Source organism: Novosphingobium sp. (assembly GCF_040398825.1).
GTDB lineage: Bacteria > Pseudomonadota > Alphaproteobacteria > Sphingomonadales > Sphingomonadaceae > Novosphingobium.
In genome coordinates, this window is sequence record NZ_JBBATI010000001.1 from 59,328 (window position 1) to 84,165 (window position 24,838).

General features: G+C 66.5%; 17 protein-coding genes. 6 read left to right on the top strand and 11 right to left on the bottom strand.

The annotated features are described in order from the left end of the window. The first annotated feature begins 203 nt into the window (after positions 1 to 203). The gene (guaA, locus tag ABWP89_RS00280) at positions 204 to 1,763 is read left to right on the top strand and encodes a glutamine-hydrolyzing GMP synthase (RefSeq protein ID WP_353226429.1); all 1,560 of its coding nucleotides are present in this window, start codon (positions 204 to 206) and stop codon (positions 1,761 to 1,763) included. A gap of 17 nt (positions 1,764 to 1,780) precedes the next feature. On the opposite strand, the gene ABWP89_RS00285 is transcribed toward guaA, so the two are convergent. From ABWP89_RS00285 to ABWP89_RS00325, 9 genes are all read right to left on the bottom strand, one after another. Next, positions 1,781 to 2,527: a hypothetical protein gene (locus tag ABWP89_RS00285; RefSeq protein ID WP_353226430.1), complete on the bottom strand. Its 747-nt coding sequence runs from the start codon at positions 2,525 to 2,527 to the stop codon at positions 1,781 to 1,783. Between the two features lie 134 nt (positions 2,528 to 2,661). Next, positions 2,662 to 4,074, bottom strand: a complete 1,413-nt coding sequence (locus ABWP89_RS00290) for an efflux transporter outer membrane subunit (RefSeq protein ID WP_353226431.1) — start codon at positions 4,072 to 4,074, stop codon at positions 2,662 to 2,664. Positions 4,075 to 4,079: 5 nt separating this feature from the next. Beyond that, positions 4,080 to 5,201 (bottom strand): ABC transporter permease, encoded by a 1,122-nt coding sequence (locus tag ABWP89_RS00295; RefSeq protein ID WP_353226432.1) that lies wholly within the window; start codon positions 5,199 to 5,201, stop codon positions 4,080 to 4,082. Next, positions 5,198 to 6,334 (bottom strand): ABC transporter permease, encoded by a 1,137-nt coding sequence (locus ABWP89_RS00300; protein ID WP_353226433.1) that lies wholly within the window; start codon positions 6,332 to 6,334, stop codon positions 5,198 to 5,200. Before ABWP89_RS00300 ends, ABWP89_RS00295 begins: the two co-directional genes overlap by 4 nt. Next, positions 6,331 to 8,061 carry an ATP-binding cassette domain-containing protein gene (locus ABWP89_RS00305; protein WP_353226434.1) on the bottom strand — a complete coding sequence of 577 codons (1,731 nt, stop codon included), beginning with the start codon at positions 8,059 to 8,061 and terminating at the stop codon, positions 6,331 to 6,333. Before ABWP89_RS00305 ends, ABWP89_RS00300 begins: the two co-directional genes overlap by 4 nt. A gap of 1 nt (position 8,062) precedes the next feature. After that, positions 8,063 to 9,067, bottom strand: a complete 1,005-nt coding sequence (locus ABWP89_RS00310; RefSeq protein WP_353226435.1) for an HlyD family secretion protein — start codon at positions 9,065 to 9,067, stop codon at positions 8,063 to 8,065. Beyond that, the gene (locus ABWP89_RS00315) at positions 9,064 to 9,771 is read right to left on the bottom strand and encodes a CerR family C-terminal domain-containing protein (protein ID WP_353226436.1); all 708 of its coding nucleotides are present in this window, start codon (positions 9,769 to 9,771) and stop codon (positions 9,064 to 9,066) included. Before ABWP89_RS00315 ends, ABWP89_RS00310 begins: the two co-directional genes overlap by 4 nt. 98 nt (positions 9,772 to 9,869) lie before the next feature. After that, positions 9,870 to 11,381, bottom strand: coding sequence for a pyruvate kinase (locus ABWP89_RS00320; RefSeq protein WP_353226437.1), 1,512 nt, complete (start codon positions 11,379 to 11,381; stop codon positions 9,870 to 9,872). A gap of 130 nt (positions 11,382 to 11,511) precedes the next feature. Continuing rightward, positions 11,512 to 12,165 carry a TetR/AcrR family transcriptional regulator gene (locus ABWP89_RS00325; protein ID WP_353226438.1) on the bottom strand — a complete coding sequence of 218 codons (654 nt, stop codon included), beginning with the start codon at positions 12,163 to 12,165 and terminating at the stop codon, positions 11,512 to 11,514. A gap of 120 nt (positions 12,166 to 12,285) precedes the next feature. Between ABWP89_RS00325 and ABWP89_RS00330 the strand changes: the two genes are divergently transcribed. The 5 genes from ABWP89_RS00330 (at position 12,286) to ABWP89_RS00350 (ending at position 22,481) form a co-directional block, all read left to right on the top strand. Then, a complete protein-coding gene (locus tag ABWP89_RS00330) occupies positions 12,286 to 13,359 on the top strand; it encodes an efflux RND transporter periplasmic adaptor subunit (RefSeq protein WP_353226439.1) in 1,074 nt (357 codons plus the stop codon). Beyond that, positions 13,356 to 16,445, top strand: coding sequence for an efflux RND transporter permease subunit (locus ABWP89_RS00335; protein ID WP_353226440.1), 3,090 nt, complete (start codon positions 13,356 to 13,358; stop codon positions 16,443 to 16,445). The genes ABWP89_RS00330 and ABWP89_RS00335 overlap by 4 nt, the downstream gene beginning before the upstream one ends. Beyond that, positions 16,442 to 17,857: an efflux transporter outer membrane subunit gene (locus ABWP89_RS00340; RefSeq protein ID WP_353226441.1), complete on the top strand. Its 1,416-nt coding sequence runs from the start codon at positions 16,442 to 16,444 to the stop codon at positions 17,855 to 17,857. Before ABWP89_RS00335 ends, ABWP89_RS00340 begins: the two co-directional genes overlap by 4 nt. A gap of 161 nt (positions 17,858 to 18,018) precedes the next feature. Beyond that, positions 18,019 to 18,855 carry a ParA family protein gene (locus ABWP89_RS00345; RefSeq protein ID WP_353226442.1) on the top strand — a complete coding sequence of 279 codons (837 nt, stop codon included), beginning with the start codon at positions 18,019 to 18,021 and terminating at the stop codon, positions 18,853 to 18,855. 260 nt (positions 18,856 to 19,115) lie between these two features. Next, positions 19,116 to 22,481, top strand: coding sequence for a trifunctional glycoside hydrolase family 18/polysaccharide deacetylase/glycosyltransferase family 2 protein (locus ABWP89_RS00350; RefSeq protein ID WP_353226443.1), 3,366 nt, complete (start codon positions 19,116 to 19,118; stop codon positions 22,479 to 22,481). Positions 22,482 to 22,669: 188 nt separating this feature from the next. Here the strand turns inward: ABWP89_RS00350 and ABWP89_RS00355 are convergent, their stop codons facing one another. Both ABWP89_RS00355 and ABWP89_RS00360 read right to left on the bottom strand, forming a co-directional pair. Continuing rightward, on the bottom strand, positions 22,670 to 24,040 hold the full coding sequence (locus ABWP89_RS00355) for a sensor histidine kinase (RefSeq protein ID WP_353226444.1): 1,371 nt from the start codon (positions 24,038 to 24,040) through the stop codon (positions 22,670 to 22,672). A gap of 34 nt (positions 24,041 to 24,074) precedes the next feature. Then, the gene (locus ABWP89_RS00360; RefSeq protein WP_353226445.1) at positions 24,075 to 24,761 is read right to left on the bottom strand and encodes a response regulator transcription factor; all 687 of its coding nucleotides are present in this window, start codon (positions 24,759 to 24,761) and stop codon (positions 24,075 to 24,077) included. Between the last annotated feature and the right edge of the window lie 77 nt (positions 24,762 to 24,838).

Genomic DNA, 24,838 nt, shown 5'->3' on the forward strand with positions numbered 1-24,838 from the left:
TAATGCACCTGTAATGCGATGCTGCACTGACGTGCAGTCAGACCTCCCGCCCCTCCTCCCCACCCGACCACCAATGATACCATCATGCTGTGGTGGTCGGGCTCGCGAGGCGGGGCGGGAGGTCTGATTCGCGCATGGCGCGAGATGGCAAAAGCCTTGGCGCAACGCTGGACAGTGCGCGCGCGGCCCTTTATCCGCCGGGCATGAGCATCGTTCCTTCCGAATCCATCCTGATCGTCGATTTTGGCAGCCAGGTGACCCAGCTGATCGCGCGCCGCGTGCGCGAAGCCGGGGTCTATTCCGAAATCGCCCCCTATACCCAGGCTGAGGCGGCGTTCCACCGCATGAAGCCAAAGGGCATTATCCTGTCGGGGTCACCCGCCAGCGTGCCCGCCGACGGATCTCCGCGCGCGCCGCAAGTGCTGTTTGACAGCGGATTGCCGGTGCTGGGCATCTGTTACGGCCAGCAGGTGATGAGCGAGCAGCTGGGCGGCAAGGTCGAACCTGGCGATGCCGGCGAATTTGGCCGCGCGTTCCTGACCGTGACCGAGCCGTGCGTGTTGTTCGACGGGCTGTGGCAAGTGGGCGAACGCCACCAGGTGTGGATGAGCCACGGCGACATGGTTACCGCATTTGCCCCCGGTTTCCGCATCGTCGCGGTATCCGATGGCGCGCCGTTTGCGGTCATCGCCGATGACGAACGCAAATATTATGGCACGCAGTTTCACCCGGAGGTCGTGCACACCGCAGACGGTGGCCGGCTGATCGCCAATTTCGTGCGCCATGTCTGCGGATGCCGCGGCGATTGGACGATGGCCGAATTCCGCAAGACCAAGATTGCCGAAATCCGCGCGCAGGTCGGCGATGCGCGGGTGATCTGCGGCCTGTCGGGCGGGGTCGATTCGGCGGTGGCGGCGGTGCTGATCCACGAAGCGATCGGTGACCAATTGACCTGTGTGTTCGTCGATCATGGCCTGATGCGGCTGGGCGAATCCGAACAGGTGGTCGGGCTGTTCCGCAACCATTACAACATTCCGCTGGTCCACCGCGACGCCGCCACGCTGTTTTTGAACGGCCTGGCCGGGCTGACCGACCCGGAGGCAAAGCGCAAGTTCATCGGCAAGACGTTTATCGACGTGTTTGAAGAAGAAGCGCGGCAGGTGGGCGGCGCGGATTTCCTGGCGCAGGGCACGCTCTATCCCGATGTGATCGAATCCGTGTCGTTTACCGGCGGGCCGTCGGTGACGATCAAAAGCCACCACAATGTCGGCGGACTGCCCGAACGCATGAACATGCAACTGGTCGAACCCTTGCGCGAACTGTTCAAGGACGAAGTGCGCGCACTGGGCCGCGAACTGGGCCTGCCCGACGTGTTCGTGGGCCGGCATCCGTTCCCCGGCCCCGGCCTGGCCATCCGCATGCCCGGCGAAGTCACCCGCGAACGCTGCGACATCCTGCGCAAGGCCGATGCGGTCTATCTCGACGAAATCCGCAAGAACGGACTGTACGATGCGATCTGGCAGGCGTTCGCGGTGCTGCTGCCGGTGCGCACGGTCGGCGTGATGGGCGATTTTCGCACCTATGACTATGTCTGCGCGTTGCGCGCGGTCACCTCGACCGACGGCATGACCGCCGATGTCTATCCGTTCGACAGCGCGTTCCTGTCCCGCGTCGCCACGCGCATCGTCAACGAGGTGAAGGGCATCAACCGCGTGGTCTATGACTACACGTCAAAACCGCCGGGCACGATCGAGTGGGAATAAGGCCCGCCGTTTCAAGCTCATAGTTTGATCTCGTAACTGATCAGCAGGCGGGCCTGGCCCCCGGTGTGGTCGCGCGCGCTGCCAAAGGCGCGCAGCCAGCCGGCCTCGATCTCGATTTCGCCGGGGCCGATGTGTTCGATTTCGGCCTTGATCACCGGGCCCACATAGGCGTCCTGCCGCCCGCCAAAGCGCTTGGTGGTGCCCAGATCGCCGAACGCCTGCAACCCGGCCCGCACCTCATCGCCGATCAGCGCCCAGTCGGCCGATCCGGCATAGCTCAATTCGACCGGTTCGCCATTGCGCAAGGGGCGTTCACCAATCAGGTTCAGCCGCGCGTCAAACGGCCCGGCGCGGTGTTCGATCAGCAGTTTGGCCTCCAACGCGTCGTCGTTGCCGCGCAGGCCGTGTTTGTATTCGCCATAGAGCGCGACATCGATCGCCAGCGGTTTGATCCGCCCAAGCGTGTGGATCATTTCAATCGCGGTGGCTTCGACGTGGCGCGCGCCCCCCGGTTCGCGCCCGGTTTCCACCAGGACGGCGGCCGCAAAGCGATTGGAAAAGGCATATTCGCCTTCAAGCACCAGCCCGTCGGTGGCATCGCGCGCGCCCCCGGTCAGCCGGCCAAGCCGCGATTCCAGTTCGAGCGTGCCGCGCTGCAGGGTCGCGCCATAGACCGGGTCACCCACCCCGGGATCGGCCCGCGCCGCCTGGGGCAGGCTGAGCAGAAACAATGTGGTCGCAGCAATAATGACGTTGGCGCGCATGATTCATCCCTGATTGATGAACGCACGGTATTGCGACGCATTCTCATTTGCAACAGTGAATCGTGATGACGCAGTCCGACGGTGCGCGGGCGGCACGACAGCCTGCGCACCGGCTCATCGGCCGAATGGACAATTCAGGGTGATGAAACCTGCCATCCCCCGCCCAGCGCCTTGACCAGCGCAGCATAGGATTCAAACGCGGCCTGGTGCGCCTGCGCCGCGCCGCGCGTGGCGTTGGAAAACGCCGATTGCGCCTGCAACAGCACGACCAGGTCATCCTCACCGGCGGTGTAACGCTGACGCGCCAGGTCGAGCGACTGGCGGCTGGCGGCCAGCGCGGCGTCGCGCTCCGCCAGTGTGGCCTGCCACGCGGCGTAACGGTTGATCGCGGTTTCGCTGTCGGCCAGCGCGTTCAGCACCGCCCGGGTATAGCGTGCCGCGGCCTGATCGGCGCGGGCATTGGCGCCACGGATTTGCGCATGCACACGCCCGGCATCGAACAGCGCCCACGACAGGCGCGGCCCCACGCCAAAACCGATGCTGTTGCCCGACACCAGATCGCCGGGGTTTCGCGCCTGCGCATCCACGCTGCCCGACAGCGTCAGCCGGGGGTAGAGGTTGGCGGTTTCCACCCCGATCATCGCGGTGGCGGCCGCCAGATCGGCCTCTGCCGCGCGCACATCGGGCCGGCGGCGCAGCATGTCTGCGCGCGCGCCCACTGCCAGATTGGCAGGCAGGACCGGCAGCGCGGCGGGGGCATCGATCAGGTCGGTCACCGCTTCGGGCGGGCGCCCGGTCAGCAGCGCCAGCGTGAACGCGGCGGCGCGGGCATCCGCGTCCAGCCCGGCGATCGGCGCCTGCGCGGTGCGCGCCGTTTCGCGCGCGCGGCTGTCGTCAAACGCCGCGGCTTCGCCCGCCTGATAGCGCTGGTGGATCAACTGCGCAGCGCGGCCCTGCGCATCGGCATCGGCACGCGCGGCGGCCAACAGCGCCTGATTGCCGCGCAATTGCGCATAGGCGCGCATGACTTCGGCCACGGTCTGCAACCCCACGCCCTGCGCGCGGGCCTGCGCGGCGGCAATCTGCGCGCGCGCGGATTGCACCGCACGGGCCTGGCCACCCCACAGATCCACTTCCCACGATGCGTCAAACCCCGCATCGTACAGCGAAAAATCGCGCACATAATGCGGGATGCTGGCGGCGGGAAACTGGCCGTTCAGGCTGGTCTGCGTCTGTTGCGCCGATCCGTTGAGCGATGCGCGCGGCAGCGTGGCGGCGCGTGCCACACCCAGCTGCGCGCGCGCTTCGCGCAGGCGGGCCTGCGCCTCTACACTGTCGGGATTGGCCGTCAGCGCGCGGTCGATCAGGTCGTTCAGCACCGGGTCGTGCAGGGCCTGCCATGGCGCCGCATCTGCCGGCGCCGGATCTGCGCGCGCAAGCCACGCGGCAGTGTCGCCCGCCACCACCGGCCGGTGATAATCGGGCCCGACCGTGCAGGCGGCAGCGGCCAGCGGCAGCAACAGGACAACAGGTTTCAGGCGGCGCATCGGGGTCACTCCAGGCGCGAACGGAACAGATAGGACGCGGCAGCGATCGTCACCACCGCGATCACCGCCATCGGCCAGGTGTTGGCGAACACGTCGGCGGCGGGCATGCCCTTCAGAAACAGGCCCTCGGTCACGATCAGGAAATGTTTGGCCGGGTTCGCCTCGGCCAGGATCTGCAGAAACGGCGGGATGTTGTCGATCGGCGCGGCATAGCCCGACAGCAGGAACACCGGCACGGTCAGCGCAAACATCCCCAGAAACGCCTGCTGCTGGGTATTGGCGACCACCGATATCAGCATGCCGATCCCGCTGACCGCCAGCAGAAACACCAGCAACGACGGATAGAACAGCCACAGCGAGCCGGTAAACGGCACGCCGAAAATCAGCGGATTCATCGCCAGATACAGCGTGGCATTGGCCAGCCCGACCAGCACCGGCGGCACCATTTTGCCGGCCAGGATTTCCCAAACGCGAAATGGCGACACCATCAGTTGATCATAGGTGCCCAGTTCCTTTTCGCGGGCGACTGATTGCGACACCACCGCGGTGGACGATACCAGCGAGATGATCACCACCAGCGACGGGATGCTGAACCACAGGTAATCCAGATTGGGGTTGAACCACGTGACATTGCTGGACGATCCCGATGGTGCCGGCGGCCTGGCAGTGTGGATATCGCCCGCCACCCCCGCCACGATGCGATCGATATAGCCGCTGACGATCTGCGCCGCGTTCGATTTGCGCCCGTCGTACACCACGCCGACCACCGCGCCGCGCGCCGCGCTGACATCGGCGGAAAAATGGCTGTCGAACTGCACCGCGGCAATCACCTGCTGGGTATCGATCGCGCGCGCCAGCGCGTTTTCCGAATCCAGCCGGACGATGCGTTTGACATTGGGGCTGCCCGCCAGCCGCTGCACAATCTCGTGGCTCCATTGCCCGCCATCGCGGTCGAGCACGCCGATCGTCACATGGCGCACCTCCATGGTAGAGGCATAGCCGAACACCAGCAGCTGCAGCAGCGGCGGCATCAGCAGCGACAGCCGCGATCGCGGATCGCGCAGCACCGCCCACAGCTCCTTGATGATGATCGCGGCCAGCCGTGGCCCCAGCAGCGCGGCGATCATGCGATGCGCCGCCGCGTGGCACGCACCGCCAGCACAAAAAACACCGTACCAAACCCCAGCAACACCGCGATGTTCGGCAAAAACAGCGCCCAATCATCCCCGACGATGAACACCGTCTGCAATTGCGGGATCAGATAGCGCGACGGCACCAGATAGCTGATCGCCTGAATCGGTTTGGGCATGGAACTGATTTCGAACAGAAATCCGGATAACAGCATGGTCGGCAAAAACGCCGACAGCAGTGCCAGCTGGCTGGCGACAAACTGGTTTTTGGTCGCTGCCGAAATCAGCAGCCCCTGCCCCAGCGCGGGAAACAGAAACGCCGATGCAATCGCCAGCAACGCCAGCGGCGATCCGCGGAACGGCACCCCGAACACGGTGATCGCCAGCACCGTGCACAGCGTCATCGACCCCAGCGCCAGCAGGAAATAGGGCACGACCTTGGTGGCGATGAATTCGGCCATGCCCACCGGGGTGGCCATCACCGCCTCCAGCGTGCCGCGTTCCCATTCGCGCGCGATGACCAGCGCGGTCAGCAGCGTGCCGACCATGGTCATCACCACCGCGATCGACCCGGGCACCAGGTTGTAACGGCTTTTCAATTCGGGATTGAACCAGAACCGCGACACGGTCTGGATTGGCGGCGGGTGCACTGCGCCATGATCAGTGCTGCGTGCGGCGGCCCAGGTGGCGCGCACGCCTTCGGCATAGGCGCCGATAAAGCTGGCGGTGTTGGGCAGCGATCCGTCGGTCAGCACCTGGATGGTGCCGCCGCCGTGCGCCACCGCGCGGCCAAAGCCATCGGGAATGACCACGATGCCGCGAATGCGCCCCGCCACCAGATCGGGCGACAGCGTGCTGACGCTGCCGGTGGCGACCACGTCAAACCAGCGCGATCCCTGAAATGCGCCGGCCAGACTGCTGGCGGCGGCGCTGTTGTCCTGCACCACCACGCCCACCCGGCTGCGCGCGGTATCCAGATTGACGCCATAGCCGAACAGGAACAGCAACAACACCGGCAGCACGAACGCGATCAGAAATGTCGACGGATCACGTGCGATCTGCAGCGATTCCTTGACCAGCATCGCGCGGAACCGGCGCGGATCGAACCCGGAAGTATGACCTTCGCTCATGCCGCCTGTGCCGCCTGGTCAGATGCGGCGATCAGCGCCACAAACGCATCTTCCATCGATGCATCGGCGCTGCCCGCCATCGCCTTCAGTTCGTCAGGCGTGCCGGTGGCAATCTGCCGCGCGCGATAGATCAGCGTGGCGCGGTCGCAATATTCGGCCTCATCCATGAAATGCGTGGTGACCAGCACGGTCACCCCCTGTTCGACCATGCCGTTGATATGCGTCCAAAATTCGCGCCGCACCAACGGGTCCACGCCCGACGTCGGCTCATCCAGAAACAGCACCGAGGGCTGATGCAGCACCGCGCAGGCCAGCGCCAGCCGCTGTTTGAAACCCAGCGGCATCGTGCCAGCATTGGCGTTGAGATAGCGCGCCAGGTGAAAGATTTCGATCGCGCGGTCGATTGCATCGCGCGCCGCAACCCCGCGCAGACCATACGTGCCGGCAAAGAACGCCAGGTTCTGCCGCACCGACAGATCGCCATAGAGCGAAAATTTCTGCGCCATATAGCCCAGCGACTGGCGCGCATCGGCCCTGGCGTGGCGCAAGTCGAACCCAGCCACCGCACCATTGCCGGCACTGGGCGTCAGCAACCCGCACAGCATTTTGAACGTGGTCGATTTGCCCGCACCATTGGGGCCCAGCAGCCCGAAAATCTGCCCGCGCGGGACGGTAAAGCTGATCTGATCGGCCGCGGTAAAGGCACCGAACCGGCGGGTCAGCCGGTCGGCGACAATCGCCGGCGCATCGCTGGGCGGGATCAGGCGGTATTGCACCGCCAGTTGCGATGTGCCCGACGGCCCGCCGCCCAGCAAATCGATAAACGCATCTTCAAACCGCGGGCGCGCCGGGGTGATTGCCGCATCGGCGGCCAGCCCCAGCGCCGCCGCCGACGGCTGTGCGGTATCGGCGCGCAGCATCAGCCGCAGCGCATCACCCTGCACCGTGCCATCGCTGATTGCCGCATTGTCCAGCGCGTGTTGCAGGCTGATGCGGCGCGTGGCGGAGGGCACGACCACCCGAATGACGCGGTCGCGAACGGTATCGGTCAGGCGGTCGGGCGGGCCATCGTACAGCACCCGACCCTCGTTCAGCAGCGTCACGGTGTCGCATTTTTCCGCTTCGTCGAGATAGGCGGTGGACCACAACACGCCGATGCCGTCGTTCGCCAGCCCCTGCACCATCTGCCACAATTCGCGCCGCGACACCGGATCGACGCCGACGCCAGGCTCATCCAGCAGCAACAACCGGGGCGCGCGGACCATCGCGCAGGCCAGCCCCAGTTTCTGTTTCATTCCGCCCGACAGATTGCCCGCCAGCCGATCGGTAAAGCGGTGCAGATCGGTGAAATCCAGCAAGCGTTCAAAATTCTGCGCGCGTTCGCCCGGCGGCAACCCGCGCAGATCGGCATAGAGCCGCAGGTTTTCGATCACCGTCAGATCTTCGTACAGGCCAAACCGCTGCGGCATATAGCCGATCATGCTGCGGTCGGTATCCGTCGCCGGGCGCCCGAACACGCGCGCCGCCCCGGCATCGGGATCGATCAACCCGGCCAGCACGCGGATCAGCGTGGTTTTGCCCGCCCCGTCCGGCCCGACCAGCCCGGTCATCACGCCGGGCACCACCGCCATCGACACCGCGTCCAGCGCCGGTGCGTCTGCCCCGGCGAACCGCTTGGTCAGGCCTGTGACAAAGGCGAGCGGGGCATTTTCGGCGATATCGGCCATATCAATGCGCGGCCGGCCGCGCGCCGGGCACCGCCACGGTCACCGGCGCGCCCTGGCGCAACGCGTCGTCGGGGTCGGTCACGATCACCCGCACCCGGTACACCAGATCGCTGCGCAGCGATTCGGTCTGCACGGTCTTTGGCGTGAATTCGGCCGCGGCCGCAATCGCGCCGATCGTGCCGTGATAGGTTCTGGCATTGCCGTCGGTGCGGACCGTGACCGCCATGCCCGGCGCAATCCGCGCCAGATCAGGCTCTGGAATATAGGCGCGCACGCGCATCGGCCGGTCGATCGTCAGCGTCAGCACGGTTTCGCCCGGCTGCACGATCGCGCCGGGTTCGCGCGCGCGGGTCAGGATCGTGCCGTCGTTGGGCGCGCGCAGCACAGTATCGCCCAGATCGGTGCCGGCCTTGGCCGCCTGCGCGCGGGCCTGCGCCTGCGTCGCGGCGGCGGCGGCAATGTCTTCGCGACGGGCGCCCGCCTGTTGCAAGGACAGCGCCGCTTGCGCGGCGGCGAATTGCGCCTGGGCCGAGCGATACTTTGCCCCGGTGCTGTCGAACAGCGCCTGCGCCACCGCGCCGGTTTTGACGAGGTCGGCGCGGCGGTCGTAATCCTGTTTCGCGGCGGTCAGCGCGGCCTGTGCATCGGCCAGTTTGGCGCGCGCCTGGGCAATATCCTGTGACCGGTTGCCGGCGCGGCGTTTGTCCAGCTCGGCACCGGCGACGGCCAGTTGCGCCTCTGCCGCGTGCAGCTGGTCGCGCAGCGGCGCGGGATCGAGCGTGGCCAGCACCGTGCCGCTGGCGACATGTGCGCCTTCGTCAAACGGGATCGTCGCGATCCGGCCCGCGACCCGCATGCCCAGATCGACCATGCGGATATCGACATTGCCATGCAGCGTCAGCCCGGCGGCCTCCGGCGGTGCCACCAGCCCGAAACCACGCGTGGCAAGTGCGGCCACCACCAGCGCGGCCAGCGCCACAATTCCTGCGATGCGACGACGATTCATGCGGGCGCTCCGGCTTGCAAATGGTCAATGATGGCATCAAGATTGGCGGCGATGGTGCGGGTAATCACCGCTGCCTCATCACTGCCGATATGCGTCCAGCCCATGCCGGTCATGACCGTGGCCCGGGCAATGCGAAACACCATGACCTGCCCCAGCAGCGTGATCGCGCGCATTTTCGCCTGCGGCAGGGTGATCCACGCACCCGACGCCTGCTGCAGCAGCACGGTGATGCGGTCCAGCATCATCGCCATGCACCCGGCATAGATGCGGTCGAACGCTTCGGTCGGATCGGCCTGTTCGCGCACGATGAACTGCGCCATCGCGGCGGTCTGGTCCTGCAACATGACCGCGACCATCCCGGCGATGATTGCATGCAGCGTCGCGCGCGCGGCAATGCCATCGTTCTGGGTGCCATCGTGCTGAGTGCCATCGTTCTGGGTGCCATCGTTCTGATCGCCGTACAGCCGTTCCGCATGTTCCAGCGTCGGCGCAATCTGCGCGCGCATATGCGCCGCGATATGGTCCGCCGCCGCCAGATAAAGCCCCTGCTTGCCGCCGAAATGATATGTGATCGACGACATCGGCGTGCCGGCATCGCGGGCGATTGACCGCGTGCTGGCGCCATCCAGACCCAGCCGGCCAAAATGGTCGACCGCCACATCCAGCAGGCGCGAATCAGTCGAAAGTGGCGGTATGAGTGACACAGTTCCAAATTCATTCAATCGAACGAATTAGTCAACCGATGTTTCGCCTGATACCAGGCCGTGCTCCGCGCGACTCATACCTGCCGCCCCGCGCCCCATCACGCTGTCGCTGCGCCCGGCACGTTCCAGCTTTTCAACGCGCGCAAACCCGGGGTCTTTTTGTGCTGGTTGTCGTGCATGCGCGCCAGCAGCGCCTGCAACTGGTCGATCGCCGTGTTCAGATGCGGCCCCTTGTTCAACATCACGCATTCGGCCCGCGCCGCCATCGCCGCATCGGTCATTTCGCCGCGCGATGGCATGCCATGGGCGATCAGATCGCCCAGCACCTGCGTGGCCCAGATCACCGGCACATCGGCGGCTTCGCCCAGCCACAGGATCTCTTCCTGGATTTCGGCGGTGCGCGCAAAACCGATTTCCACCGCCAGATCGCCACGCGCGATCATCACCGCGGTCGGCTGTCGGCCCGCCGCCTGCACGATGATTTCGGGCAGATTGGCAACGCCGCGCGCGGTTTCGATTTTCAGGATCATCGGCATTGTCTGCCAATCGTCCGGGCGCAGCACCGCCATCGCCGTCTGCAATTCCACCACGTCATCAGCCGATTGCACAAACGAAAACGCCACGGCATCGGCATGCGCGCAAACAAACGCCAGATCGTGGCGATCCCTTGGCGTCAGCGCCGGAATATCCAGCTGGCGGTCGGGGAAATTCAGCCCTTTTTCGGGTTTGATCGCCACGCCTTCATCGGCCACGGTGGTCACGCGCGCGACCACGCCCCAGTCGGCAACGCGTTCGATCGTGGCGACCAGCCGCCCGTCGTCCAGCATCACGCAATCACCTTGGTGCGAAACGCGCAAGGGCTCCGCCTCGGTACATTCGACCGCGAAATGGCGGCCTGCGACATCGGCCCTGTGCAGATCGCCAATGGCGGTCAGCGCGATCAGGTCACCACGATAGGCGCGGCGATGCCGCTTGGCAGAAGCATGCGATCGTCCGGGCCGGTGGACCTGCCCGGTGCGGATTTTCGGCCCGGCCAGATCCATGAATATGGCCATGCGGTGGCCGGTTGCGAGCTCTGCCGCCTTCACATAAGCGATCATGCTGGCCCATTTTTCCGGGGTATCGTGGGCGCAATTGATGCGCACGGCGGTCACGCGCCGCTTGGCCATGGCCATCATGAATTCGCCGCTGTCCGCCGCCTCTGCCGGGCAGGTCACCAGCAGCGCGATGGCGGTGGCGCTGCCAAAGATTTCGCGCGTGTTGGCGTCGAGCCGTGTTTCGCCCGCAAAGAATTCCCACGACGGCACCGGATCGCCCGTCGCGGTTCCGGCCAGGCCCGCCAGCGCATGGCTGACCGCGCCCAGATTGGGCAGCACGCGTCCCTCCAGCCGACCCAGCGACGACAGCCCCAGCGCCATCAACGGGCGCTGCAACGGGCGCAGATCGTGGCGGCGCACCGCGAGATAGCTGGCCAGATTGTGCGCGCTGGGGCGAAACGCGGCGCGGTCGATGCGCGGGTTCCACAATCCGGCCTGGGCATCGGCCGCGGCCCTGACCGTGGCGGTCAGCGCGTCGATCCGGCCTTGCAACTGCGCTGGACTGTCGATCATGGCGGGCCTTTGCGGGTGGCGGGGCGGGTAGCAGCCGTAGCAAAACGGGTGATACCGCCGTCGCCCGGCAACCGGCACCATCGGAACATACCCAAACCCGGCGCGTCCGACCTGCGCCAACAACCCGTGTTCAGCCCGCGCCGGTCACGCGCTGGCCATCGACATAGCCCCGGCCCATCGCCAGCACCGCCAGGATCAGCCGTTCACGCTCTGCCCAGGGAAATTGCGGTTTGCCGATCAGCAGCGAGGTCAGGCCATGCACCGTCGCCCAGATCGCCTGCGCAATCACGCCGATTTCATCATCATCCACCCCGCGGATCTGGACAATCTGATCGCGCAGCGCCGAAAACGCGCGCAGACCGGCCACCATGCCGGGATCAGATTGGGCCAGATCAGATTGGGCCAGACCAACCACCGCGCTGGACTGAACCGTTTCCACATGCGTCGGCATAAACGCAATGCGGTACATGTCGGGGTGTTCCAGCCCGAATTCGATATAGGCCCGCCCCAGCACATCCAGCCGCGCGCTCGGATCGGCGACAGCGGCCAGCATCGTCGCAAACCGGCCATGCAGTGTGTCGAACGCGCGCACGCACAGTTCATCGGCAATCGCATCGGCCGAGGGGAAATGCGCATAGAGCGTCGGCTGCGATATGCCCACCGCCTGCGCAATCTGGCGCGTGGTGACATTGCCCACGCCCCGTTCGGCAAACAGGCGCAGCGCAACGGTCAGAATCTGTTCACGGCGTTCCCCTGGCCGGGGCCGCCTGGCGATATCATCCATGACGCCGGTTTCGCGCGGAACGGCCCGGACGTCAACCAATCAATGATAGGTAGTTCTTGAATACCTATCATTGATTGGCTATTAGGGGCGTGTCACATGTCCCCGGGGGGAATCGCCGTCATGACCAATCGTCGTCTGCTTGTCTGTGCTGCGTTCGCCACCGTGGGTGCGGGGGTGCTGGGGCTGGCACTGGCCCAGCCGCAACACGCGCAGGCAGGCAGCGCCGCGCCGCCGCTGGCCGTGCGCGCGGTAACCGTGGGGATGGCCGATCCGGCGGGCGACGGCAGCGGCGCGCGCTATGCCGCAACCATCCGCTATGACCACGAAGCGACGCTGTCGTTTCGCCTGCCCGGCCGGATCACCAGCCTGCCGCTGCGCGCGGGCGATGTGGTGGCGGCGGGCGCGCTGGTCGCCGCGATCGAACCCGATGCTTATGCCGCGGCTGCGGCCATGCGCGCCGCCGATGCCGCGCGCACCCGCCGTGATGCCGATCGTATCGCCGGCCTGGTTGCCGATGGCGCGACCAGCCCGGCCGCCGCTGCCGCCGCACAGGATGCCGCACGCAGCGCCAGCGCGGGGCTGAACGCCGCACAGTATGATCTGGCCTCTACCCGCCTGCGGGCGCCGTTTGCCGCGCTGGTGCTGGCGCGCCAGGCCGAAGCGGGCGAAACCGTTGCCGCGGGCGCGCCGCTGGTGCGCGTGGCCGATCGCGCATCGCCGCTGCTGGCAGTGGCCGATGTGCCGGCAGACATGGCCGCGCGGCTGACGCGCGGGACGCTGGCGCAGGTGTGGCCGGCCGGCGCCACCGCGCCCCTGACGGCAACAGTCTGGCGGGTGGCAGGCGGGGCCGATGCCAAAAGCGGGCTGGTCGCGGTGCAGGTGCGGTTGACGGCGCCGATCCGCCTGGCCAGCGGCAGCCCGGCAGCGGTCGGTTTTGCCAGCGCCCCGGCATCCACGGCCGCGACCGGGCCGCGCCAGCGCATCCCGGCAGAGGCGCTGATCGATGCCAGCGCCAATTCCGCCGATGTCTGGCTGATCGATGGCGGCGGACGCGCACAGCGACACACCTTGCGCTTTTACGGGTTTGACGACCGCGATGCGCTGGTCGGCGGATTGCCGGCGGGTGCGCGGGTGATCACCACCGGTGCCGGCTTTGTCGCCCCGGGCCAGCAGGTTGCGGTGATCGGCGAATGAACCGGATCATCGCCTTTGCCGTCGAACGCTGGCAATTTTCGCTGCTGGCGACCGTGCTGGTCACCGCGCTGGGTGTGCTGACCTTTGCCACCCTGCCCCAGACCGAAGACCCGCAGCTGACCTTTCCGCTGTATATCGTGACCGCAGTCCTGCCCGGCGCCAACCCGCGCGATATCGAAGCGCAAGTGACCAAACCGATCGAAGATGCGCTGGCCGGGCTGGATGCCACGCGAGAGGTACGCTCGGTCAGCAGCGATGGCGTCGCGGTGGTCCAGGGCGAATATATCTGGGGCACTGAAACCGACCGCAAATATGATGAAGTGGTGCGCGAAGTGAATGCGCTGCGTGCGCGCCTGCCCGCCGGGATCACCCGGCTGCAAGTCGAACGCGCGCGGCCCAGCAACGTGCCGGTGGCGCAATTCGCGCTGACCAGCGATGTGCTGCCTACGCGCGCGCTGGACAAACTGGCGCGCGATTTGCGCGACCGCTTTGCCCGCATTCCCGGCATCCGCCTGGCCGAAGTCTATGGATCACCGCAAAATGAAGTGGCGGTTGCGCTGGACAGCGCGCGGCTGGCTGCGATCGGTTTGAACCCCGGCGCGGTGGTGGATGCCCTGCGCGCGGCCGGGGTCGATACCCCGATCGGGTCGGTCAATGCCGGCGACCGCCGGTTCAGCGTGCGTTATGGCGGGGCGTTTCCCGATGCGGCGGCGGTGGCTGCGGTCCCTTTGCCCACCCCTGGGGGTAAATTGCTGACCGTCGGCGATGTCGCGCATGTCGCGTGGGACAGCGCCGAACCCACGCATGTCATGCGCTTTAACGGCCACCGCGCGGTCATGGTTACCGCATCACAGGCCGATCATCAGGATATCGGCACGCTGACCAACCGCATCACCGCGGTCACAGACCAGTTCCGCCAGACCCTGCCCGGCAGCGTGCGGCTGGAAACCGGATTTCTGCAAGGCCCCAATGTGCAGCATCGCATGCACCTGCTGGCGCGCGATTTCCTGCTGGCGTTCGTCATCGTTGGGATCACGCTGCTGCCACTGGGCTGGCGCGCGGCGGGGGTGGTGATGATCGCCATTCCGGTGTCGCTGCTGATCGGGGTGCTGGTGCTGTCGGTGGCAGGGTTCAATATCAACCAGTTGTCGGTGGCGGGGTTTGTGCTGTCACTGGGGCTGCTGGTCGATGATGCGATCGTGGTGATCGAAAACGTGTCGCGCTGGCTGCGCGATGGCGCCAGCCGGACCACCGCGGCGATCGCCGGCACCAACCAGATCGCGCTGGCGGTGATCGGCTGCACCGCTTGCCTGATTTTCGCGTTTCTGCCGCTGATCGCGCTGCCCGAAGGATCGGGCGCGTTCATCCGGTCAATGCCGGTGGCGGTGCTGGGCACGGTGGCCGGGTCGCTGATCGTCGCGCTGACGCTGATCCCGTTTATCGCCAGCCGGCTGTTGCCGCGCGATGCCGACCCCGAAGGCAACGCCATGCTGCGTGCGCTGCATCGCGGGATTGAGCGGGTGTACAGCCCGCTGCTGCACCGCGCGCTTGATCGGCCATGGCCGGCACTGGGCCTGATCGCGCTGATCGCGTTGCTGGCGGTGCCGCTGACCGGGGCGATCGGCAGCAGCCTGTTTCCCAACGCCGACCTGCCGCAGTTTATCGTGCGGGTGGAAATGCCGCGCGGCACCGCGCTGGCCGCCACCGACCGCGTGGTCCATGCCGTGGCCACCCGGCTTAAACGCGAACCATCGATTGCCTGGACAGTTGAAAACAGCGGGCGCGGCAGCCCGCAGATCTATTACAACAACCCGTCCACGGCCGAAGACCCGGCCCTGGGCGAAGTCGCCGCATCGTTCCAGGCCTGGGATGCCCGCACATCGCCCACCGTGCTGGCGCGGTTGCGCAGTGATTTTGCGCAGATCCCCGGTGCGCGGATCAAGGTCATCGAATTTGTCCAGGGCCCGAATACCGAGGCGCCGGTGGCGCTGCGCATGGTCGGCCCCGACCTTGCCGTGCTGACACGGCTGGCCGATGCGGGCGAAACCGCACTGCGCGACCTGCCGCAACTGCGCGATGTGTCCAACCCCTTGCGCGCGGTGCGCACCGACCTGCACCTGACCGTCGACGAAGACCGCGCCCGCGCCATCGGCATTGCCCCCGGGACCTTGCGCAGCGCGGTGCAACTGGCGATCGGCGGGGCGACCCCGGCGATCGTGCGTGACAGTGATGGTGATCAATATCCCGTAACCGTGCGCCTGCCGATGCAGGGCCGGCGCGAAATCGCCGCGCTTGACCGCATCTTTGTGCCCACGCTGAGCGGTGGCAGCGTGCCACTGTCGGCGCTGGCGCACGTCACGCTCGACAGCGGACCGGGATCGATCCAGCGGCACCAGCGCGAACGCGCGGTCACGCTGACCGCCTATGTCGCAAAGGGCGTGCTGGTCGCCGATGCCACCAGCGCGGCCATCGCCCGGTTGAACCAGGCGGTACAAATGCCGCCGGGATACCATCTGGATGTGGCGGGCGAAGCGGAAAGTTCCGCGCGCAGCTTTGGCGGGCTGCTGCCCGCGATCGTGATCGCCACGGTCGGCATTCTGGCCGTGCTGGTGCTGGAATTCGGCAGTTTCCGCAATGTGCTGGCGGTGGCGGCGGTCATCCCGCTGGGCATTTTCGGGGCGGTGCTGGCGCTGTGGCTGACCGGCAACAGCCTGTCGTTCACCGCCGCTGTCGGCATGATCGCGCTGGTGGGGATCGAGATCAAGAATTCCATCCTGCTGGTCGATTTTACCGAGCAGCTGCGGCGTGACGGGATGCCGGTGCGCGAAGCGGTCGAACGCGCCGGCGAAACCCGGTTCATGCCGGTGCTGTTGACCTCGATCACTGCCATCGGCGGGCTGCTGCCGCTGGCGATCGAGGGCAGCGGGCTCTATTCGCCGATGGCCATCACCATGATCGGCGGCCTGGTCACATCGACCCTGCTGGCGCGGATTGCGACGCCCGCGCTGTATTTGCTGCTGGCGCACGGTGGCCGCGCCGCGCCAGCCAGCGCGGCTGTCACGCCCGATGCAGGAGTTCCGGCATGATGCGCACCACCGCCAAGGCCCGCACCCTTGCAGTATTGCTGCCACTGCTGCTGGCGGGCTGCGCCGGGGCGGGCGACTATCGCCCGCCGCAATTGCCGGTCCCCCCCGCGTGGACCGCCGCCAATGCCGCGCCGCGCAGCGCACCCACGCCCTGGTGGCACGATTTTGCCGATCCGGCGCTCGACCAACTGATCGCGGCGGGTCTGGCCGACAATCCGGATGTGGCCGGCGCGCTGGCGCGGCTGGATCAGGCACGCGCGGTCGCACGGCAAACCCGTGCGGCGCAATTGCCCAGTGCGCAGGCACAAGGCACCATCGCGCGCCAGCGGCAGTCAGTGGAAAGCGGGCTGGGGCGGCTGACTCGCTATGTGCCAACGCTGTCACGGGTGCAGAACCAGGGCGATATCGGCATTTCGGCCGGTTGGGACATCGATTTTGCCGGCGGGCTGGCGGCGCAGGCGCGTGGCAGCAGCGCTGATGCCGTGGCCGCACGCGCGGGGGTGGATGTCACGCGGCTGGCGATCACCGCCGAAATCGCCGATGCCTATATGACCTGGCGCAATGCGCGCGCCGATCACGCGCTGTTGCTGCATGAACGCGATCTGATTGCCCAGCAGGCGCAGATCGTGGCGGCGCGCGTTGCCCGCGGCGATGCCGCGCAACGCGACAGCGATGATGCCGATGAACTGCGCGACGCGATCACCGCCGCGCTGCCCGACAGCCAGGCCGCCATCGCCACCGCGCAGCACCGGCTGGCGATCCTGACCGGGCGCCCGGCGGGGGCAACGCTGCCCGAACTTGCCGCGGTCACCGACATCGCGCCGCTGCCGGTCGCGGCCGAACCCGCCGCCGGCACCCCGGCCGATCTGTTACGCGCGCGCCCCGACCTGGTGGTGGCGGAGGCGCGGTTGCGCGGCAGTCATGCCCGCATCGGCGCTGCGCTGTCGGAATATTGGCCCAAATTCAGCCTGTCGGGGCTGTTCGGGTTTTCCAGCAATGATCTGTCATTGCTGGGCACGGGCGGGGCGAATGTGATCACCGGCGCGGTTGGCCTGCGCTGGCGATTGTTCGATTTCGGCCGGGTCGATGGCGAAGTGGCGCAGGCGCGCGGTGCCGAGCGCGAGGCATTGGCCGCCTATCGCGGCGCGGTGCTGTCGGCCGGGGCGGATGTCGAAAATGCCTTTGTCGCGCTGGCAGCGGCGCGTGCAACGCTGTCCGCGCGCGTGGCTGCCGATGCCGCGGCGGCAGCGGCGCTCGACCGCATCCGTGCCAGCCAGCACGCGGGCGACATCAGCCGGATCGAACTGGTCGCCGGTGAAACGCGGCGGATTGACAGCGCGCGCGCGCTGGTGGCGGCGCGCACCGGCCTGGCCCGCGCGCTGATCGGATGCCACCGCGCGCTGGGGGGATAACGCCGGCCGCCCGCCCATTGTCTAAAACGGGACAGCAATGCGCTGTCATGCGGATTGTGGTAAAGCCGGTTTTAAGGCATTCCTTTGCGCGCCCGAGCAAAGCTCCGCGAGGGGGGGGGGCCTGCGAGGGGTGGGTCCGGCCGGGCAAAGGGTGCAGATACGTGCCGCACACGCGTCGTCATGTGGTTGCCGTGTACAGTCCAAAGGGCGGGGTCGGTAAAACCACCCTGGCGATGGATATGGCATGGCGCAGCGCGGCGCTGGGCAATGCCCGCACGTTGCTGTGGGATCTGGATGCGCAGGGCGGCGCGGCCTATCTGCTGGACCTGAAAAGCCGCGAATCCGGCAATGTCGCAGGGGTTTTCCAAAAGGAAGGGCGCCCCGAACAGCTGGTGATGCCGACCCGCTATGACCGGCTGGATGTGCTGTGCGCCGATGATTCGCTGCGCACGCTGTCGTGGCAACTGGCGCGGCTGGGGCGGCGGCAGCGGCTGGCCGAAATCACCGGGCGTTTCAAACGGCAGTATCAGCGGATCATCCTGGATTGCCCGGCCCTGCAGAACGAGGTCAGTTATCAGGTCCTGCTGGCCGCCGATGTGGTGGTCGTGCCCCTGCCGCCATCGCCATTGGCGGCCCGCGCGCTGGATCTGATGATGCGCGATCTGCGGTCGCTGACCACGCGCCATCCGCCGATCCTGCCCGTGCTGTCGATGTTCGATGGCCGCCGGCGCGAACACCAGAACGCCCGCAACGGGCATATGGCCGATTACCCCGTCGTTCCGATGTCGGCGGAAATCGAACGCATCGCCTTTCGCCGCGCGCCGATCGGCACGTTTGCCGCCAATTCGCCCGCCGCCCAGGCGCTGGACCGGGTGTGGCGCGGGGTTGAACGCAAACTGCGCGAATGCCCGTCGCTGGCGCAGGATGATGCCGCCCCACCGGTGCCAGGCGACATGGCGAAACCGGCCCGGCTGGCCGGATGGTTCAGACCGGGCTGAAAGCGGACGCCCGCGGCGTCGCACCGCCCGCGCATGAGCAAATGGTCATGTTCTTGCGCCCCGGCTGTCCATTGCCATCGGGTCGGTGCTATAGGCCGTGCGTACCAAGTCGCGCTATGGCGCGATTCATACCTCCCGCCCCGCCTTCCTTCCCGACCGCCAATGATACCATCATGGTGTGGTGGTCGGGAAGGGAGGCGGGGCGGGAGGTATGACTGCACGTCAGTGCAGCTTCGTATAAGGCCAATCCGGGAACCACAGTGCAACGTCCGATTTTCTTTGATCCCACCGGGCAGCGCCGCCGCTGGATTCGCCGCGCGCTGTTTGCCGGCATAGCCCTGCTGATTCTGACGGCGCTGGCCTTTGCCACCACGGTCGCCACGGTGCCGACGTCGCAACCGCTCAAACTGGGGTTTGAACGGCCGCAACCGTTGCCGCTGCGCACACAGGTCGGGCGGATTTCACGCCAGCTGTCATCGCTGTTCGGGCGGCGCGCCGTTCCCGCCGAACGCCAGGCGCAGAACCTGACCGTGGGGTTTTACACCCCGTTCGGCGAAGGCGCGGTTGAAAGCCTGAAGCACAAGGTGGGGGAACTGGACTGGATCGCCCCGACGCTGATGTCGCTGGACCCGCAGGGCAATTTTACCGCCGGCGATGATACGCGGATGCGCCGCGTGCTGGCCGGGCAGATCCGCCGCCCGCTGGTGATCGATGTGTTGCAAAACGCATCGAGCGGGGTGTGGGATGGCGCCGGCACCACCCGCGCGCTGGCCGACCCCGCCCGCCGCGCGTCGATCGTGCGCGGGATAGAGGCCGCGCTGGATGCCAATGGCGATGCCGGGGTGATGGTCGATTTTGAAAACCTGCCCCCCGCCGGGATCGGTCTGGTACGGCGGTTTGTGGCCGATCTGCACGCCCGGCTGGCGCCCAAACACAAACTGGTGTCGGTGACCGTGCCGATCGATGATGAAAACTGGAGCCCGCGCGCCTTTGCCGAAGTGTCCGACAAAGTCGTGCTGATGGCCTATGACGAACATTACATGACCGGCCCGCCCGGGCCGATCGCATCGAACAACTGGTTCGTCAGCCATGTGACCGATGCGCTGAAAGGGGTGCCCGCCAGCAAGGTGATCATGGCGCTGGGCAGTTATGGCTATGACTGGCACGATGGTGCGGCCGACCCGATGACCATCGAAGAAGCGTGGCTGGCCGCGCTCGATTCGTCCACCCGGCCAACCTGGGACAAGACCAGCGGCAACGCCGGTTTCGCCTATGGCGACGATACCGATGCCAATCCGGCCACCCCCGGCGTGCGCCACGATGTGTGGATGATCGATGCCGCCACCAGCTGGAACCAGCTGCAGGTGCTGCGCCAGTTGGGCGTCAGTTCGATTGCGCTGTGGCGGCTGGGGTCCGAAGATCCGGGGTTCTGGACCGCGCTGGACAGCTGGCGCAAGGGCGGCACGCGATCAAACCTGGGCCCGTTGAGCGAACTGACCAACGTCGATATCGAAGGCAATGGCGAAATCCTGCGCGTCGATGCGGTGCCACAGGCGGGTGCACGATCGCTCAGCTATGACCAGCGTACTGGTCTGATCACGCACGAAACCTATGACCAGCTGCCGATGCCCTATGTCGTGCGACGCACCGGCGACAAGCCAAAGTTGATCGCGCTGACCTTTGACGATGGCCCCGATCCGCGCTACACCCCGCAGATCCTGTCGGTGCTCGAACGGTATCATGCCCCGGCCACGTTTTTCGTGATCGGTGAAAACGGGGTGCAAAACCGCAGGTTGCTGCAGCGGATCATCGCCGGTGGTTCGGAAATCGGCAACCATACCTATACCCACCCCAACCTGGCCGACGTCAGCGATACCGGCGCCAGGCTGGAACTGAATGCCACCCAACGCCTGATCGAGGCCTATACCGGCCGATCGACGCGATTGTTCCGCGCGCCGTATTTTGGTGACGCCGAACCGACCACGCCGGACGAACTGGGCCCGGCGCTGATCGCCCAGCAACAGGGCTATACCATCGTCGGGCTGCATGGCGATCCGGGCGACTGGCAAAAACGCGGCGCCGACGATATCTATCGTCGCACGATCGATGCGATCGAACAGGCCACGCCCGATCGCACGGTCAATGTCGTGCTGCTGCACGATGGCGGCGGCGACCGCAGCCAGACCGTAGCGGCGCTGCCCCGGATCATCGAAAAACTGCGCGCCGATGGCTATACGCTGGTGCCCGCATCTCGGCTGGCCGGGCTGGACCGCGATGCGGTCATGCCCCGCGTCGAAGGCTGGGACCTGGTCGCGGTGCGGCTGGATGTCGGCATATTCGTGTTCCTGGCCGCGCTGTTGTCGGGGCTGAACTGGATGTTTTTCTTTGCCATCGCGCTGGGGGTGATCCGCGCGCTGGGGATGACCGGCCTGGCGCTGTTTGCCGATCGTGTGGCCAGCATGCGACCCCCTGCGGAGCCCGAAGGCGCGCCGTGGCGCCCGCTGGTGTCGGTGATCATCCCCGCCTATAACGAGGAACGCGTGATCGAAACGTCGATCCATCGCATCCTGGCCAGCGATTACCACCCGATGGAGGTCATCGTCGCCGACGACGGGTCAAAGGACCGCACCAGCGAAATCGTCGCGGCGGCGTTTGGCAATGACAGCCGCGTGCGGCTGATGACCATGGTCAACGGCGGCAAGGCCAGCGCGCTCAACCGTGCGCTGGCAGTGGCGCAGGGCGAAATCGTGGTCGCGCTGGATGCCGATACCCAGTTTGAAACCCCGACGATCACCCGGCTGGTGCGCTGGTTTCAGGACGAAACGATCGGCGCGGTGGCCGGCAATGCCAAAGTCGGCAACCGGGTCAACCTGGTCACCCGCTGGCAGGGTATCGAATATGTCACCGCGCAAAACATCGAACGCCGCGCGTTGACGCAGTTCGATGCGATCATGGTGGTGCCCGGCGCGGTCGGTGGCTGGCGGCGCGCGGCGCTGGACGATGTCGGCGGCTATCCCGAAGACACCCTGGCCGAAGACCAGGACCTGACCATCGCCATCCAGCGGCACGGCTGGAAAGTGGCCTATGATGAAGAGGCGGTGGCCTGGACCGAAGCGCCCGAAACGCTGCGCGCACTGGGCAAGCAGCGATTCCGCTGGGCGTTCGGCACCTTGCAATGCCTGTGGAAACACCGCGCGGTGCTGGGCCGGCGTTCGCCATCTGGGCTGGCGTTTGTGGGCATGCCGCAGGCGTGGTTGTTCCAGATCGTGTTCGCGATGATTTCGCCGCTGATCGATCTGGCGCTGGCGGTGTCGATCGGCGGCACGGTGGTGCGGGTGATGCAGCACGGCTGGGCCCAGACCCAGACCGATGTGGTGCGCATGGGATTGTACTGGCTGGCGTTCACCACGATTGATCTGCTGTGCGGATGGATCGCCTATCGGCTGGACGTGCGCGAAAAACGGTTCCCCGGGCTGCTGCTGCTGTCGCAACGGTTTGTCTATCGGCAGTTGATGTACGGGGTGGTGATCCGCGCGATCGGCGCCGCCACATCGGGGCTGGGCATCGGCTGGGGCAAACTGGAACGCACCGGCCGCGTCAATTCGCTGCAGACCCCGGCGAAGTAATGGTCTGATAGCGCGGCTGGCGGTCTGACTGCACGTCATACCAAAGTTCACTGACGTGAACTCATACCGCCCGCCCCGCCTCCCCATCCGACCACCATAACCTACTGGTATCGTTGGTGGTCGGGTGGGGAGGCGGGGCGGGCGGTATGAGTCGCGCTTTGCGCGAGTTGGTATCAGTGCAGTTCCATCTAACGCGGCAACCGGATGATCGCCTGTAATCCGCGATGGGTGGGACCAACGCCATCGGTCAGCGTCAGGGTGCCACCGTGCAGCCGGGCGACCACGCTGACCATGGCCAGGCCCAGCCCGCCGCCGGGCAGGGTGCGCGCATTGTCCAGCCGTACAAACCGTTCGACCGCGCGGGTCCGCTGATCGGGCGGAATGCCCGGGCCATCGTCGGACACCGCGATTTCCGCATATGTGGCGGCCTCGCGGGTGGTCAGCAGCACTTCGCGCGCGCCGTATTTCAGCGCATTGTCGATCAGGTTGGCAATCGCGCGCGACAGCAATTCGCGGTCGGCGATGACCACTGCCGTCGCCAGCCGGGTCTGCAGCAGCACGCCCGACATTTCGGCCAGCGGCTCGTACAGTTCGGACATATCCTGCATGACCTGCGCCAGATCGATCGCCACGCGCCGGTCGGGCACTGCGCCGCCCTCCAGCCGGGTAATTTCCAGCGCGGTTTCCAGCATGCGGTGCAATCCGTCGGCGTTTTCGCGCGCCGCCTGCAACGCGTCGATCGCACCGGGGTCGTCCACCCGTTCCAGCGCCGTGTCGATCGCCGCCGACAACCGCGCCACCGGTGACCGCAGATCGTGCGCCAGCGACACCGACACCGCACCCAGTTCCGACACCAGCGCATCGATGCGTTCGGCCATGCGGTTCATCTGCAGCCGCAGATGATCAAACCCGTCGCCGCTGCGCCGTTCGGGCAGGCGCGCGCCAAAATTGCCCGCCCCCAGCGCTTCGGCGGTTTGCGCGATGGCATGCGTGCGCCGGCTGATTTCCACCCCCAGCAGCAGCGCACTGGCCAGCGCCAGCGCCACCGCGACCACGATGGTCAGCCCGCCGGCGGTGGCAAACGCCAGATTGAACCGGCTTTCGGTGGCGCCCATCACGCCCACCACCAGCTGTTCGCCATCGGGCATCCGCCGGGCGATCGCCATGCTTTCGATATCGGCAATGCCGTGGCCCAGATGCACCATGACCGGTTCCGGGCGCGGCGCCACCGGTACCGCCGGCACGGTTACCACATTGCTGAACAGCGGGGTCGCACCGCCGGTCAGCGCGATAAACACGGTCGGATCGGCGGCGCTGCCCTGCTGGCCCGTGATGACCTGCGCCAGCGCCGCGCGACCGCCGCGCTGATAGGTCGCCAGCAGATCATCGCGCACGTCCAGCACCTGGCGCACCCGATCGGCGCGCACCACATCCACCATCTGCCCGCGCAGGAAAAAGATCGCCGCCGCAGATGACATCAGTTGCAGCACAAACACCGCCGCCACCAGCCACAGCATTGTCGGCGACAGGCGCCGCGAAGGCCGGTTCAGCCAGGGCAAGGCAGGCGCTTTCGCATCATGGTGCCATCAGCCTCTAATCCGCCGCCAGACGGTATCCGGCGCCGCGCACGGTATGGAACAGCACGTCGCCCTCACCATCGTCAATCTTGCGGCGCAGGCGGCTGATATGCACATCGATCACGTTGGTGCCAGGGTCGAAATGGTAATCCCACACCGCTTCCAGCAGCATGGTGCGCGTCACCACTTCGCCCTGGTGCTGCATCAGGTATTCCAGCAGGCGAAATTCGCGCGGCTGCAGCGCGATCTTGCGTTCGCCGCGATGCACCGTGCGGGTTAACCGGTCGAGCTGCAGATCACCGCACCGCAACACCGTGTCCTGCGCTTTGGCCACACCCCCGCGCCGTCGTGCCAGCGACTGCACGCGCGCCAGCAGTTCGGCAAACGAGAACGGTTTGCCCAGGTAATCATCGGCCCCCGCGGTCAGCCCGGACACGCGATCCTCGGTACTGCCCAGCGCGGACAGCATCAGCACCGGGGTATCGATATTCGCCGCCCGCAACGCCTTCAACAGCGACAGCCCGTCCATCGCCGGCAGCATGCGATCCAGCACGACCACATCAAACTGGCTGTCGGTTGCCATGAACAGCCCATCGCGGCCGTTGTCCGCACGATCGACGGCAAAGCCTTCGGCATCAAGCCCGCGCGCGATATAATCGGCGATCTGGCTGTCATCTTCGACCAGCAGGATTTTGGCTGACACCGTCGTTGGTTCCATTCATCGTTTCCGGACCATGCGCCCGGCCAAAAATCTGGGTGCGCGCCCGACGCACACCATGC

Excerpts from the sequence above, each read along its gene's own strand:
- ABWP89_RS00340 (WP_353226441.1), top strand. The coding sequence starts at position 16,442 with ATGATGCGCACCACCGCCAAGGCCCGCACCCTTGCAGTATTGCTGCCA.
- ABWP89_RS00300 (WP_353226433.1), bottom strand. The coding sequence starts at position 6,334 with ATGAGCGAAGGTCATACTTCCGGGTTCGATCCGCGCCGGTTCCGCGCG.
- ABWP89_RS00320 (WP_353226437.1), bottom strand. The coding sequence starts at position 11,381 with ATGATCGACAGTCCAGCGCAGTTGCAAGGCCGGATCGACGCGCTGACC.
- ABWP89_RS00330 (WP_353226439.1), top strand. The coding sequence starts at position 12,286 with ATGACCAATCGTCGTCTGCTTGTCTGTGCTGCGTTCGCCACCGTGGGT.
- ABWP89_RS00285 (WP_353226430.1), bottom strand. The coding sequence starts at position 2,527 with ATGCGCGCCAACGTCATTATTGCTGCGACCACATTGTTTCTGCTCAGC.
- ABWP89_RS00310 (WP_353226435.1), bottom strand. The coding sequence starts at position 9,067 with ATGAATCGTCGTCGCATCGCAGGAATTGTGGCGCTGGCCGCGCTGGTG.
- ABWP89_RS00325 (WP_353226438.1), bottom strand. The coding sequence starts at position 12,165 with ATGGATGATATCGCCAGGCGGCCCCGGCCAGGGGAACGCCGTGAACAG.
- ABWP89_RS00335 (WP_353226440.1), top strand. The coding sequence starts at position 13,356 with ATGAACCGGATCATCGCCTTTGCCGTCGAACGCTGGCAATTTTCGCTG.
- ABWP89_RS00290 (WP_353226431.1), bottom strand. The coding sequence starts at position 4,074 with ATGCGCCGCCTGAAACCTGTTGTCCTGTTGCTGCCGCTGGCCGCTGCC.
- guaA (WP_353226429.1), top strand. The coding sequence starts at position 204 with ATGAGCATCGTTCCTTCCGAATCCATCCTGATCGTCGATTTTGGCAGC.
- ABWP89_RS00295 (WP_353226432.1), bottom strand. The coding sequence starts at position 5,201 with ATGATCGCCGCGCTGCTGGGGCCACGGCTGGCCGCGATCATCATCAAG.
- ABWP89_RS00305 (WP_353226434.1), bottom strand. The coding sequence starts at position 8,061 with ATGGCCGATATCGCCGAAAATGCCCCGCTCGCCTTTGTCACAGGCCTG.